Source organism: Xanthomonas vesicatoria ATCC 35937 (assembly GCF_001908725.1).
GTDB lineage: Bacteria > Pseudomonadota > Gammaproteobacteria > Xanthomonadales > Xanthomonadaceae > Xanthomonas > Xanthomonas vesicatoria.
In genome coordinates this window covers 4819406-4832137 of record NZ_CP018725.1, presented here as the reverse complement: position 1 = coordinate 4832137, position 12732 = coordinate 4819406, and the positions used below count along the sequence as shown (strand labels likewise).

Below are 12732 nucleotides of genomic sequence, written 5' to 3'. Positions count from 1 at the left end.
AAGTGAGCAACGGCGCGATAGACATTAAGCCTGCGTGCGCCTTACGGTAATGGCGCGCATGGTGACGCGCTAGCCGTGACCGGCTTGTATAGCAAGTGCACTGCCAGCGCTATCACAACCGGCAACTGCAACGGCACGCGGCGCGACGCATCTGCGCCGCAGACAGCGAACAGGACGCGGTTGCCCTCAGTCTGCGCGGCTAATTGCGCACAAGCATGCACGATGCGAGGGGTGGCCCGAGACAGTTTTTCACTCGATTAGATGCGCAGCGTGCAGCGATCTACCGTCACATACCAGACGATGTGAGACAGGCTATGCCCTCACGACGCCACGCACCCGGCGTTGCTTGGCCTGCGACAGAATCACAAACAACAAAGGCACCCGGCAGGTGCCTACGTGTCACATCATCTGCGGACTGCGGTATTACCAGACCAGATCGTCGGGCACCTGATACTTGGGATCGGCGTACGGGTCGTCGCCGGCCGGTGCATTCGGGTCCACCTTCAGCGCGACCGACGGTGCGAAGACGGATTCGGATTCGGCAAGCACCTCGGCGGTCACCAGCACGTAGCGCCCGTTGAGTTGCAGCACGCCCAGCTCGCCGGCATTGAGCGCCTTGAGCTGATCGGCGGTGACGTAAATGCGCTTGATCTTGCCGCCATACGGGAAATGCCGCGCAATGTCGGCATCGGGATGGTTCAGGCCCTTGTCCTTGAGCAGCTCTTCGAGCTTGGCCTTGGCTTCGCGACGCAGGCGCGCTTCTTCCTGCTTCAGCCGCTCAGCTTCGATGCGCTCGTCCTTTTCGCGTTGCGCACGGATCGCATAGGCCTTGGCCAGGTCGATATCCTCGCGCGTGCGCGCCGGCCTGGGGCCACGGCGGTCGGCATTGGGATGTTGCGGACGTGGCGACGCTGCCGGTTTGCCATCATGGCGCCGGTCGGGCCTGCCATCGCTGTTACGTCCACGGGTTGCATCGGTCGCCGCAGCGGCGTGCGGCCGCTGCGGTCCCCTGCCCTGGCCACCCGGCCTGTTGCCGCCGGGTGCGGGCTTGCCACCGTTGCCATGGTGACGCGCGGCAGGCCGTGCGTCGGGTTTGCGTTCGGGCTTGGGCGCGGACTTGAAGCCCAGGCCAAGCAACTGGTCACGTAAGGTATCGCTCATGGCGGTGGCAATCTGCAATCAATAGTGCGGAGGCGGCGGTTCGTCCGCTGCATCGGCAAACAACGTGGAGCGCACCTTGCCCAGATCCTCGAGCAGGTGGCGGATCAGCTCGGCGTTGCGGGCGCCCGTCAAACGGGCGTCCGCAAGCGCTTCACTCAGTTCATTGAGCGCCTGCTCCTGAAAGGAGAGGCGCGTTTCCAGTTCCACCAACCGCGCATCCAGTGCCTGGTCGCGCGGCGAGAGTTGCTCATGCATGCAACGAACGGCCTCGTCCGGGGTACTCCTGTGGGGGATCAGGGAAGGATACCCATCAGTTCGACATCGAACGTCAACGCTGCGTCTGGTCCGATCGGCCCCCCTTGCGTGCCGTTCGGGCCATAGGCCAAGTTGGATGGAATCCAGAAACGATATTTCGAACCGACCGGCATCAAGGCGACGCCTTCGGTCCAACCGGGAATGACTTGATCCAGACCGAACTCGGCTGGCTGGCCGCGCTGGTACGAACTGTCGAAGACCTGCCCATCGAGCAGCTTGCCTTCGTAGTTCACACGCACCTTGTTGGTCCGCATCGGGCGCTCGCCGCTGCCCTGGCGCAACACCATGTACTGCAGCCCGGACGCGGTGGTGATCACGCCTTTTTCGGTTTTGTTCTTGGCCAGGAAGGCATTGCCTTCTTCGCGGTTCTTGGCACCGGCAGCGCCCTGCTTGGCAGAGGCGAACGCCTGCATGGTGGCTGCGGCTTCCTGCTGGGTCAGACGCGTGGTGCCCTTGGCGAACACGGTGCGTACCGCTTCCATCAGGATCGACAGATCGATCTCGTCCTTGATGCCGGCCAGCGACGGACCGACCGCACGGTCGCCCAGCATCAGGCCGACGTTTTCCTTGGACGGCGCGGCCGGCGCGGAACCCGGCGCCATGCCCGGCACCTGCTGGCCGTTACGGGCAGCGAGCGCGGTGCGCAATGCGGTATCGGTCGCCTGGGTCTGCTCGTCGGACAACAGCGGCTTGCCACCCTTGAATGCATTTTCGATGGCGCGTTGCATCGCGCTCAGATCGATGTCCTGGGCAATCGGCTCGAACGAGCGCGCCACGTCCATCCCGATGGCGTAGCTGACGTTGTCGCGCGTGCTCTTCTCAGACGATGCATTCAAAACTGGCTTCTCCTTGGTGGCCGCTGCGGCCGGTTGCTGCGACATCGCCGGCATCGAAGCCGTCATTGCCGCCATCAGTAGCGACGCCGTCGCGCCGCGCTTTCCCATCTTCATTCGATGCACTTCCCGAAAGTGAAAAGACACGCCACCGACGGCGCTGAACACGTATTGTCGCATGCGCACGCGGCGTTGCGAGAGCCGCGCTCAGCGCGACGGCGCATTGAGCTCGCGCTCGATCGCTGCCAACACGCTCGGATCGTCCGGTTTGATCTTGCTGGGGAACTGCGCCACCACGCGCCCGTCGCGACCAATCAAATACTTGTGGAAGTTCCAGCCCGGCGCCACGCCCGTGGCCTGCGTCAACCGCTGATACAGCGGCGTCGCATTCTTGCCCAGCACATGCACCTTCTCAAACATCGGGAACTTGACACCATAGGTCAGCGTGCAGAATTCCTGGATCTGTTTCTCAGATCCGGGTTCCTGCCCCTGGAAATCGTTGGACGGGAAGCCCAGCACTGCAAACCCCCGGCTGGCGAAGCGCTGGTTGAGCGCTTCCAGGCCTTCGTACTGGGGAGTGAAACCACATTTGCTGGCGGTGTTGACCACCATCACCACCTTGCCGCCGTAACTACGGTTCAGGTTGATAGGTGCCTTGCCGGCCAGCGGGCGATAGTCCAGATCCAGCAGAGGCGCCGCGGCAGCCAGCGCGGAGCCGGCAAAAAAGCCAGCGAATACAACGACCAATAGACGTTTGAGCAACATTGGCAGGCCTTCGAAGATGATGCGGCACCCGGTTTTGCACGGGGTGCCATCAGTTGGGTGTGACAAGCAGTTGACTGCCTGCGTGTCGGTGTTATAGTTGAATACAACACCAGTCATCCAACGCAGGGGGAAAGCATGAACAGCACACGTGTCACGCGACCAGTTCCGCTGTTGCTGTTCGGCAGCACCCTGTTTGCCATTGGTTGGCTGGGAGCCGCTTCCAGTCAGGTCACGGAGTCCGGCGCCGATTATGGCGTGTCGGAGGCGGTTACGGAAAACGCGACAACTCCCCCCGAGGAGCGCACCCGGCCTGGCCGGCACCTGCGTGCTTCGCTGTCGATGCCCTATTTCTCCTTCGCGCAGGTTCTGCGCCCACGGAACTGATCATGAACGACATCCAATGGAGCGACGGCGCTCCCATCTACCGCCAACTCAAGGAACGGGTCATTGCCATGATGCTCGATGGAATCCTCAAACCTGGCGACGCCCTGCCTTCGGTGCGCCAGGTGGCGGCGGACTACCAACTCAATCCCATCACCGTCTCGCGCGCCTACCAGGAGTTGGCCGACGAGAACCTGGTGGAAAAACGCCGCGGCCTGGGCATGTTCATGACCCCGGAAGCCGCACAGAAGCTGCGCGGAAGCGAACGCGACCGCTTCTTGAATGAAGAATGGCCGGCGGTACTGGAACGCATCCAGCGCCTGGGCCTGTCCATCGACGATCTGTTGCCACAGGGGAAAACACCATGACCGCCGTCTCCACCGACCATGTCGTCGACGCACGTGGCCTGCGCAAGGCTTACAAACATCGGCTGGCGCTGGACAACACCAGCTTTACCATCGCACCAGGCCGCATCGTCGGATTGATAGGCCCCAACGGCGCCGGCAAGACCACGGCGCTCAAGGCGGTGCTGGGTCTGACCGACTTCGACGGCGATCTAAAGGTGCTGGGCATGGACCCGCGCACCGAGCGCAACGCGCTGATGAATGAGGTCTGCTTCATCGCCGACGTGGCGGTGCTGCCGCGTTGGTTGCGGGTAGGCGAGGCGATCGACTTCGTCGCCGGCGTGCACCCGCGCTTTGATCGTGCCAAGTGCGAGCGTTTTTTGGCCAATACCCAGCTCAATCGCAAGTCGCGGGTGCGCGAGCTGTCCAAGGGCATGATCGTGCAGCTGCACCTGGCGCTGGTGATGGCCATCGACGCGCGCATCCTGGTGCTGGACGAGCCCACCCTGGGCCTGGACATCCTGTATCGCAAGCAGTTCTACCAGCGTCTGCTGGAGGATTACTTCGACGAGCAGAAGACCATCATCGTCACCACGCACCAGGTCGAAGAGATCGAACACATCCTCACCGATGTGATGTTCATCCGCGACGGCCGCATCGTGCTCACCGCCGACATGGAAGACGTGGCGCAGCGCTACACCGAAGTACTGGTGGGTGCCGAACATCTGGAAACTGCACGCGCCCTGACACCGATCGACGAGCGCGCCCTGCCCTTCGGCAAGACCGTGATGCTGTTCGATGGCGTGCCCAAGGATCAGCTCGCGCGCTTCGGCGAAACCCGCAATCCCGGCCTGGCCGACCTGTTTGTTGCCGTCATGAAGGGGACCTACGCATGAATGCCATGACCAATCACGCATCGCCTGCCCGCACCTTCGGCTGGCTACTCAAGCGCGAATACTGGGAGCACCGCGGCGGCTTCGTCTGGGCGCAGGTGATCACCGGCGGCATCGCGGTGTTCTTCGCGCTGCTGGGCGCGGTGATCGGTGCGATCAGCGCTCGCCGCAACATGTCCGGCGACAGCATCAGGATGGACGACCTGGCCGAATACACGCGCACGCTGGGCCAGGTCGGCGACGGGCTGCTGCTCGGTGGCATCGGCATTGCGTCGGTGGTGCTGGCGTTCGTGGTGTTCTTCTATGCGCTGGGCAGCCTCTACGATGATCGCCGCGACCGCAGCGTGCTGTTCTGGAAATCGTTGCCAGTGTCCGACGTGCAGACCGTGCTGTCCAAGGCGGCCTGGGCGCTGCTGCTGGCACCGGTGATTTCCATCGTGATCGGTGCAGCGGTGGGGCTGGCGCTGTGGTTGATCGCTATCGTTGGTGCCTCGATCGCGGGCGTGCCCAGCCCATGGGCGTTGGCCACCCATTCGCACCCGTTCGCGTTGATGTGGTTGCTACTGAAAACCGTACCGATGAGCCTGCTGTGGGCGTTGCCAACCATCGGCTGGCTGATGTTCTGCTCGGCCTGGGCCAGCAGCAAGCCGTTCCTGTGGGCCGTGCTGTTTCCGCTGCTGGCCTGCGTGATGTTGAGCATCCTGGCGGCGATGCCGGGCGTATCGCTGCCGATCGGCGGTATCTGGTACATCGTCGGCTACCGCGGTCTGCTCAGCGCCCTGCCTGGCACCTGGTCGCCCCTTGCCGTCAGCGGCAATCTGGACAGTAGTGCGATGCAGAACCCCAGCGACCTGGTGCAGTGGGCGTTGCAGCACACCGACAGTTCGCGTGTGTACGGCGACCCGGACATCTGGATCGGTGCCGCCATCGGTATCGCCCTGATCGCCGCCTCCATCTACCTGCGCCGCCGGCGCTCCGAAGCCTGAGGACACCACATGCGCCTGCCTTTGGCCCTGGCCATCCTGTTCGCATTGCCCGGCGCAGCAGCAGCCGAGGAGCAGTGCAAGTTTTCCGAGCCACGCAGCCTGGAGCTGCAGCTGTCAGGAGTGAAATCGGTATTGTTCGAGGTCGGTTCCAGCGACTTGCATCTGGAGGCGTCGCCCGGCACGGGTGGTCGCCTGCAGGGCCGCGCATGCGCAGCCAAGGCCGACGTACTGAAGAGTTTGACCGTCACTCAGAAGCGGGTTGGCTCCAAGTTGGTAGTGACGCTGACGGATGAGCGGCTGGCGCGCATGTCCATCGGCGCAAACTACTCGTATCTAGATCTGCGTGGCAGCGTGCCGAATCATCTGCTGGTGCAGTTGGATGTAGGCTCCGGCGATGCCGGCATCACCGGCGCCGCTGCAGTGAGTGCCGATGTCGGCTCCGGCGATGTGGCCATCCGCCACAGCAAGGGCCGCGTCACCGCCAAGGTAGGCTCGGGCGAGGTCGAACTCGAAGACATTGGTGCGCTCCACGTCCTGGTCGTGGGCTCGGGCGATCTGAAGGCCAAGCAGATCCACGGGGCGGCGGAGATCGGCAAGGTGGGCTCGGGCGAGGTCACGCTGCGCGATGTGGCCGGCAGTATCAAGGTCGGCACGATCGGGTCAGGCGAGATGGAGCTCAACGACGTGCAGGGAAACATCACCGTCGAGGCAATCAATTCAGGCGCACTCAACGTGCGCAAGGTCAGCGGCGATGTCAGCGTTGCGCGCAAGGGCAGCGGCGATATCACTCTCAAGGACGTCACCGGCACGACCCGCGTGCCTGCAGACAACTAACCACTTCGATCTGGGGGACTATTGATGAAACTGATTCTTTCAGCGGTGCTGGTGAGTGCGTTATTGGTGGGCTGCGGCAAGTCCGAGCCCAAGGTTGTGGTCACCGGCCAGGACGACAGCAGCGGTGTGACCTTCAGCGGCAAGACCGTGACGCTCAAGCGTAGCGGCTTGCCTGCAGCAAGCATCGGTGCGGACGGCGCGCTCAGCATCGACGGCAAGCCGGTCGCCTTGAACGCTGCGCAGCAGCTGGCGATGCGCAGCTATTACACGCAGATCCAGGGCGTTGCTGCGAAGGGCATCGATATCGGCACCCAAGGCGCTGCATTCGGCGCACATGCGGCCGGTGAAGCGCTCAAGGGTGTGCTCAGTGGCAACCCGGACCAGATCGGCGACAAGATCGAGGCCGAGGCGGAGACCTTCAAACAAAAAGCCATGCTGATCTGCGACCAGCTGGGCAAGCTGCGCACCGCACAGGACGCAGCCACGCGCGTGGTGCCGGAATTCGGGCCTTACGCCAACCTGACTCAAAAGGATATCGACGACTGCCGTCATTGATTACGGCGGCGTCTTTCCCATCAAGCGCCTCGCCGGAGAGCGCTTCGTGTTAGGCACGCCCTGGCGCAGGTCCAGGGCGTGCACTCGGTGCCGCAGCGCTTGCCCCATTTGGCAGACATCCGACGACCGTACCCCAGCACAGGCCGACCGATCGGACACCATGGTGATGCTGCTGCTGCCTATGTTGGCGTTGGAATGCGACCCGCAGCCATCCGGATCTACGGCCTCGACTGCTGCGGCAGCGCGCACGTTGCCCGGTGCCGCTGCAACACCGGCGACCGACAGAGTGCGACATGCTTCGGGGTGCTTCGACGAGCTTGCCGGCTAACGACGCAGTGAGAGCCGTGACGACTTGAAGAGGCCGCGGCAGCGGGACCTAAAAACGGCCAGCGTGTTCATCAGGCGCCGCCCTGCGACGTTTTGTCCGCCTCTCGTCGTTGAATCCGCGACGATTCGCAGACTCGTGCGGGCTTACACTAACGCGCTTTCCTGGATCCTCGACACCATGAACAAGTTCGTGATGCTCTGCATGGCGTTGCTGCTGTGCGCCCTTGCCGCCTGTGGCGACCAGTCGTCCCGTCGCGCCGAGCGCGGCAAGCCGCGCGTTGCCATCACCACCCAGTCGGTGATGATCCGCCGCCCGCCGGCTGCCAATGCGGAGATCACACCCGACGGCACGCTCAAGATCGACGACATCGCGCTGCCGCAGAAGGAACCGACCCGCGCCAAGCTGCAGCTGCTGTTCGGGCATCTGCAGATGCTGCGCCAGCAGGCCATCAACGACGCTGGCCCGGATCCGGGCTACAAGTCGATCAAGCTGAACGCTACGCCGCAGATCCAGACGCTCAGCGGCGAATTGCTGGATGAAATCCCGTCGCTGCAGCCCTACCGCGAAAGTTTCGGCAACGTGCAGGCCGAGCGGCATTGACAAGCGCGCAGCGCTGCGAGATCCGCAGCGCTATTGACGCATGGGAGCGCTCTGGCGCGTGAGGCGTTATCGACAACGCCATATCGCGCCCAGGCGCGCTCCTACCTCGCTTCACATCGCAGTGTGCAGCAGACCTCACCCGCCGCTGCCACCACCTGCCTGGATCCCGCCACGGGTCAAGGTGGCCGGGTCGAGCAGCCGCCGTAGCTCCGCTTCGCTCAGGCCGCTGTCTTCCTTCGCAACGTCCAGCACCGGTCGCTGCTCCTTGTAGGCGCGCTTGGCGATCGCTGCGGCTTTTTCGTAACCGATGATCGGGTTGAGTGCGGTGACCAGGATCGGATTGCGGTCCAACGCTTCGCGCACGCGGTCCTGGCGCACCTTCAATCCGGCGATGGCGGTATCGGCCAGCAGGCGCGACACGTTACCCAGCAAGGTGATCGAATCCAGCAGGTTGTAGGCGATCAAGGGCAGCGTTACGTTCAACTGGAAGTTGCCGGTCTGCCCCGCCACGGTGATCGCGGTGTGGTGGCCGATGACCTGCGCGCAGGCCATCACGGTGGCCTCGGGGATCACCGGGTTGACCTTACCTGGCATGATCGAGCTGCCCGGCTGCAGCGCCGGCAATTCGATCTCGCCCAGCCCGGCCAAGGGGCCGGCGTTCATCCAGCGCAGGTCATTGGCGATCTTGATCAGCGCCACGGCCAGCGCGTTGAGCTGGCCGGACAGCTCCACCGCATCGTCCTGCGCGGCCAGGCCTTCGAACTTGTTCTCCGCGCTCTCGAACTTGACGCCGCTCAGGCTCGACAAGGCCTTGGCCACCTTGCCGCCGAAGCGCGGGTCGGCATTGATGCCGGTCCCGATTGCAGTGCCACCCAATGGCAAGCGGCGCAGCCGCTTGAGGGCATCGTCGAGCCGGTCCTGCGCAGAACTCAATTGCGCAGACCAGGCCCCGAATTCCTGCCCGAACGTCAGTGGCATCGCATCCATCAAATGCGTCCGACCGGTCTTGACGATCTTGTCCAGCGACTTGGCGCGCTTGTCGATGGTCTTGCGCAGATGCTTGAGCGCCGGCTGCAGGTGCTCCTGCACCGCAAGCAGTGCCGACACGCGGATCGCGGTGGGCACCACATCGTTGGAACTCTGCCCCAGATTGACGTGATCGTTGGGATGCACCGCGTCCTTGCCGGCGCGCGTGGCCAGCGTGGCGATCACCTCGTTGGCATTCATATTGGACGAAGTGCCCGAACCGGTCTGATATACGTCGATCGGAAATTGCGCGTCATGCGTACCCGCGGCCACCTGCAACGCCGCGTCCTGCACGGTCTTGCCGATCGACTTGGGCAACAGCCCGAGCTCGGCATTGACGCCGGCGGCGGCGGCCTTGATCAACCCCAACGCACGAATGAAGCCGCGCGGCATCGGCTGTCCAGACACCGGAAAATTCTGCACGGCACGTTGGGTCTGCGCGCCCCATAACGCGTCGGCGGGCACCTGCAATTGCCCCATGCTGTCGTGTTCGGTCCTGAAACGTTCGCTCATCTGCATTCTCCGCACATTGTTGGATTGTGGTGACGCAACGGCTGGCTGCGGGCGCGCCCACGCTGGCGAGGCTCACTACGATACCCGTTGCCAGCGTTGCAACGATGTCATCGCGGCGCGTGCACTAGACTCAACGCTGATCCATACGAGGTAGCACGCCGCCATGGGCGACGACCCTGACTGTAGAACCGTATTGCCTGCGTTCCACTTCGCTACACACCGCACTGCCGCGCTCATCCCTGCATTGATGCATTCACCCGTCTCTGCACCGTGCGGAGGCGACCATGCTCGGTAATGTGCTGCTACTGATTGTGGCGCTGCTGCTGGTGCTGTTGAACGGCTTCTTCGTCGCCGCCGAATTCGCCCTGGTCAAGCTGCGGCACACGCAGGCAGTGGGGCTGGCGCAGACCCATGGCTGGCGCGGGCGTCTGTTGCTGGGTGTACACGCGCACCTGGATGCATATCTGTCGGCATGCCAGCTCGGCATCACCCTGGCATCGCTCGGATTGGGCTGGGTCGGCGAGCCTGCATTCGCGCATCTGCTGCAGCCGTTGTTCGATATGCTTGGCATGTCCGATGACGCGGCGCAGTTCACCGCCCTGGCAATCGCCTTCAGCCTGATTTCGTTTTTGCACATCGTACTCGGCGAACTGGCACCCAAGACCATGGCGATCCGGCGCCCGGAGCGCATGTCGTTGTGGACGGCTGCACCGTTGTATGTCTTTTACTGGCTGATGTACCCGGCAATCTGGGTGCTCAATACCAGCGCTAACCGCTTGCTACGCGTGCTGGGCTGGGGCGATGTGGAGCACCAGTCGCACCGCTATTCGCGCGAAGAACTCAAGCTGATCGTCGGTCGCCAGGACCCCAACGCGCCTACCGCCGATCATGGGCTGGCGTTGATGAGCCATGCACTGGAATTGCCGGACCTGGTTGCCGGCGACCTGATGCGCCCACGAGAGCACATGCGCACCCTGCGCGAAGGCATGACGCTTGAATCGGTGCTGGCCGAGTTCAGCGAGTCGCGCTATAGCCGCTACCCCTGGTTCGACGCCGACGGCGAGCAGGTGCTGGGCATCTTGCATACCAAGGACCTGCTGGTGGCGATGGCACGCGGCCAAGACCTGGACGACCTGCGTCCGCTGCTGCGCCCGCCCACCCTGCTGCCACTGGAAACCCCCATCCCCAGCGCGTTGGAACAGTTTCGCACCGGCACCACCCATCTGGCGCTGTGCGTGGAGGACGAAGGCCGCATCCTGGGCTTCTTCACCCTGGAAGACCTGCTGGAAGTGGTGGTCGGCGAGATCGAGGACGAGCACCGCCACGTGGTGCGCGACGCCCCGGTGCGCAGCCAGGATGGCTCGTTGCTGGTTGTCGGCAGCACCTCGATCTTCCGCCTGGAACGCTTGCTGGGCCAGGACCTGAGCGCTCCGGACCACGTCAATTCGGTCGGCGGGCTGATCGTGCATCAGCTGCAGCGGCTACCCGAAGAAGGCGAAACCCTGCAACTGGACGGCCACACGCTGACCGTGCGGCGCATGGCCGGGCACCGCATCCAGGCGGTGACGGTGCGACCGATGGGCGAACCGGGCGCCGGGGCGGCGTAGAATACCGGCCCCGCCAGCCTTCCAGTGCCCTCCCCATGTCGGATTCCGCCCTGCTCGCCCTGTCCCCGCTCGACGGCCGCTACGCCTCCAAAGTGGACGCGCTGCGCCCAATCTTTTCCGAATATGGCCTGATCAAGGCGCGGGTGAAGGTCGAGATCGAATGGCTGCTGGCCCTGGCCGCCGAGCCGGGCATCGGAGAGCTGGCGCCGTTTTCGGAGAGCGCTGCGCAGCGCCTGCGTGCACTTGCCGACGGCTTCAATGTCACGCATGCCGCCCGCGTCAAGGAGATCGAGCGCACCACCAATCACGACGTCAAGGCGGTGGAGTACTTCATCAAGGAACAGCTCGCCGACGATGCCGAGCTGGGCCCGGCGCTGGAATTCGTGCACTTTGCCTGCACCAGCGAAGACATCAACAATCTCAGCTACGGCCTGATGCTGGAGCAGGCGCGCCGCGAAGTGCTGCTGCCCACGCTTGACGGCATCACCGCGTCGCTGCGCAGCCTCGCCCATGCGCAGGCCGCGCAACCGATGCTCTCGCGCACGCATGGTCAGACCGCCTCGCCGACGACGCTGGGCAAGGAAATCGCCAACGTCGTCGCGCGCCTGGAGCGCCAGCGCAAGCAGATCGCAGCGGTGGAACTCACCGGCAAGATCAACGGCGCGGTGGGCAATTACAACGCGCACCTGGTGTCATACCCGCAGCTGGATTGGGCCGCATTCGCGCAGCGTTTCGTCGAGCGCCTGGGCCTGGTGTTCAATCCGTACACCACCCAGATCGAGCCGCACGACAACGTGGCCGAAATCGGCGACGCCACCCGCCGCGCCAACACGATCCTGATCGACCTGTCGCGCGATATCTGGGGCTACATCTCGCTGGGATATTTCAAGCAGAAGCTGAAAGAAGGCGAAGTCGGCTCGTCCACGATGCCGCACAAGGTCAACCCGATCGACTTTGAAAATGCCGAAGGCAATTTCGGTATCGCCAATGCATTGTTCGAGCACTTCTCGGCCAAACTGCCGATCAGCCGCTGGCAGCGCGATCTAACCGACTCCACCGTGCTGCGCGCATTGGGCACCGCGTTCGGCCACACCCAGGTGGCGCTGGATTCGCTGGCCAAGGGCCTGGGCAAGCTGACCGTCAATCCGCAGCGCCTGGATGCCGACCTGGACGCGGCCTGGGAAGTGCTGGCCGAAGCCGTGCAGACCGTGATGCGTCGCCACGGCCTGCCCAACCCGTACGAACAGTTGAAGGCGTTGACGCGCGGCCAGGGCATTACCGCCGCTTCGATGCAGGCCTTCGTCGAAAGCCTGCAGCTGCCCGAAGAGGACAAGCAGCGCCTGCGTACGCTCACCCCGGGCGGCTACACCGGCCTGGCCGAACAGCTGGCGCGCGCGATCTAGACGCGGCCAACAACACGGCTGCACAACCACCATCCGGGCGCGGGCGGCGCCCGGAATCGGCGTGCGCCACGCGTCCGCCCCGTTTTTTTTGCGCGCCGCCTACGATCGCTAACTACGCTTTGCGGTCGCTCTAAGCGGATGAAACACAGGCAACGGCCGTGCCGCGCAAGCGCGTCCGCTGCTGACAT

The 12732-nt window shown here is 63.9% G+C and carries 14 protein-coding genes; 9 read left to right on the top strand and 5 right to left on the bottom strand.

Annotation, left to right across the window (positions count from 1 at the left end; genetic code table 11):
• Positions 1-423 precede the first annotated feature (423 nt).
• From BJD12_RS21105 to BJD12_RS21090, 4 genes are all read right to left on the bottom strand, one after another.
• On the bottom strand, positions 424-1161 hold the full coding sequence (locus BJD12_RS21105) for a DUF2058 domain-containing protein (RefSeq protein WP_324250463.1): 738 nt from the start codon (positions 1159-1161) through the stop codon (positions 424-426).
• Between the two features lie 18 nt (positions 1162-1179).
• Positions 1180-1416: a SlyX family protein gene (locus BJD12_RS21100; protein WP_005988457.1), complete on the bottom strand. Its 237-nt coding sequence runs from the start codon at positions 1414-1416 to the stop codon at positions 1180-1182.
• A gap of 38 nt (positions 1417-1454) precedes the next feature.
• Complete coding sequence (locus BJD12_RS21095; protein WP_005988455.1) at positions 1455-2426, bottom strand: FKBP-type peptidyl-prolyl cis-trans isomerase; 972 nt, start codon at positions 2424-2426, stop codon at positions 1455-1457.
• A gap of 90 nt (positions 2427-2516) precedes the next feature.
• The gene (locus BJD12_RS21090; protein WP_005988453.1) at positions 2517-3074 is read right to left on the bottom strand and encodes a glutathione peroxidase; all 558 of its coding nucleotides are present in this window, start codon (positions 3072-3074) and stop codon (positions 2517-2519) included.
• Positions 3075-3209: 135 nt separating this feature from the next.
• On the opposite strand from BJD12_RS21090, the gene BJD12_RS21085 reads away from it, so the two are divergent.
• The 7 genes from BJD12_RS21085 (at position 3210) to BJD12_RS21055 (ending at position 7995) form a co-directional block, all read left to right on the top strand.
• Positions 3210-3458: a hypothetical protein gene (locus BJD12_RS21085; RefSeq protein WP_042827607.1), complete on the top strand. Its 249-nt coding sequence runs from the start codon at positions 3210-3212 to the stop codon at positions 3456-3458.
• A gap of 2 nt (positions 3459-3460) precedes the next feature.
• The gene (locus tag BJD12_RS21080) at positions 3461-3823 is read left to right on the top strand and encodes a GntR family transcriptional regulator (protein ID WP_005988451.1); all 363 of its coding nucleotides are present in this window, start codon (positions 3461-3463) and stop codon (positions 3821-3823) included.
• On the top strand, positions 3820-4695 hold the full coding sequence (locus BJD12_RS21075; RefSeq protein ID WP_005988449.1) for an ABC transporter ATP-binding protein: 876 nt from the start codon (positions 3820-3822) through the stop codon (positions 4693-4695). The genes BJD12_RS21080 and BJD12_RS21075 overlap by 4 nt, the downstream gene beginning before the upstream one ends.
• A complete protein-coding gene (locus tag BJD12_RS21070; protein WP_005988447.1) occupies positions 4692-5678 on the top strand; it encodes a hypothetical protein in 987 nt (328 codons plus the stop codon). Before BJD12_RS21075 ends, BJD12_RS21070 begins: the two co-directional genes overlap by 4 nt.
• Positions 5679-5687: 9 nt before the next feature.
• On the top strand, positions 5688-6512 hold the full coding sequence (locus tag BJD12_RS21065) for a DUF4097 family beta strand repeat-containing protein (protein ID WP_005988445.1): 825 nt from the start codon (positions 5688-5690) through the stop codon (positions 6510-6512).
• Between the two features lie 24 nt (positions 6513-6536).
• Positions 6537-7067 carry a DUF2884 family protein gene (locus BJD12_RS21060; RefSeq protein ID WP_005988443.1) on the top strand — a complete coding sequence of 177 codons (531 nt, stop codon included), beginning with the start codon at positions 6537-6539 and terminating at the stop codon, positions 7065-7067.
• A gap of 505 nt (positions 7068-7572) precedes the next feature.
• A complete protein-coding gene (locus tag BJD12_RS21055) occupies positions 7573-7995 on the top strand; it encodes a hypothetical protein (protein ID WP_005988441.1) in 423 nt (140 codons plus the stop codon).
• A 135-nt stretch (positions 7996-8130) separates the two neighbouring features.
• On the opposite strand, the gene BJD12_RS21050 is transcribed toward BJD12_RS21055, so the two are convergent.
• Positions 8131-9534: a class II fumarate hydratase gene (locus tag BJD12_RS21050; RefSeq protein WP_039422666.1), complete on the bottom strand. Its 1404-nt coding sequence runs from the start codon at positions 9532-9534 to the stop codon at positions 8131-8133.
• A gap of 284 nt (positions 9535-9818) precedes the next feature.
• Between BJD12_RS21050 and BJD12_RS21045 the strand changes: the two genes are divergently transcribed.
• On the top strand, positions 9819-11141 hold the full coding sequence (locus tag BJD12_RS21045; protein ID WP_005988438.1) for a hemolysin family protein: 1323 nt from the start codon (positions 9819-9821) through the stop codon (positions 11139-11141).
• 35 nt (positions 11142-11176) lie between these two features.
• A complete protein-coding gene (gene purB, locus BJD12_RS21040) occupies positions 11177-12544 on the top strand; it encodes an adenylosuccinate lyase (RefSeq protein ID WP_005988436.1) in 1368 nt (455 codons plus the stop codon).
• Positions 12545-12732 lie beyond the last annotated feature (188 nt).

Bases quoted from the DNA above. Each gene is read 5' to 3' on its own strand.
- BJD12_RS21055 (WP_005988441.1), top strand. From the start codon at position 7,573: ATGAACAAGTTCGTGATGCTCTGCATGGCGTTGCTGCTGTGCGCCCTT.
- BJD12_RS21080 (WP_005988451.1), top strand. From the start codon at position 3,461: ATGAACGACATCCAATGGAGCGACGGCGCTCCCATCTACCGCCAACTC.
- BJD12_RS21100 (WP_005988457.1), bottom strand. From the start codon at position 1,416: ATGCATGAGCAACTCTCGCCGCGCGACCAGGCACTGGATGCGCGGTTG.
- BJD12_RS21105 (WP_324250463.1), bottom strand. From the start codon at position 1,161: ATGAGCGATACCTTACGTGACCAGTTGCTTGGCCTGGGCTTCAAGTCC.
- BJD12_RS21095 (WP_005988455.1), bottom strand. From the start codon at position 2,426: ATGAAGATGGGAAAGCGCGGCGCGACGGCGTCGCTACTGATGGCGGCA.
- BJD12_RS21065 (WP_005988445.1), top strand. From the start codon at position 5,688: ATGCGCCTGCCTTTGGCCCTGGCCATCCTGTTCGCATTGCCCGGCGCA.
- purB (WP_005988436.1), top strand. From the start codon at position 11,177: ATGTCGGATTCCGCCCTGCTCGCCCTGTCCCCGCTCGACGGCCGCTAC.
- BJD12_RS21090 (WP_005988453.1), bottom strand. From the start codon at position 3,074: ATGTTGCTCAAACGTCTATTGGTCGTTGTATTCGCTGGCTTTTTTGCC.
- BJD12_RS21060 (WP_005988443.1), top strand. From the start codon at position 6,537: ATGAAACTGATTCTTTCAGCGGTGCTGGTGAGTGCGTTATTGGTGGGC.
- BJD12_RS21075 (WP_005988449.1), top strand. From the start codon at position 3,820: ATGACCGCCGTCTCCACCGACCATGTCGTCGACGCACGTGGCCTGCGC.
- BJD12_RS21070 (WP_005988447.1), top strand. From the start codon at position 4,692: ATGAATGCCATGACCAATCACGCATCGCCTGCCCGCACCTTCGGCTGG.
- BJD12_RS21045 (WP_005988438.1), top strand. From the start codon at position 9,819: ATGCTCGGTAATGTGCTGCTACTGATTGTGGCGCTGCTGCTGGTGCTG.
- BJD12_RS21050 (WP_039422666.1), bottom strand. From the start codon at position 9,534: ATGAGCGAACGTTTCAGGACCGAACACGACAGCATGGGGCAATTGCAG.
- BJD12_RS21085 (WP_042827607.1), top strand. From the start codon at position 3,210: ATGAACAGCACACGTGTCACGCGACCAGTTCCGCTGTTGCTGTTCGGC.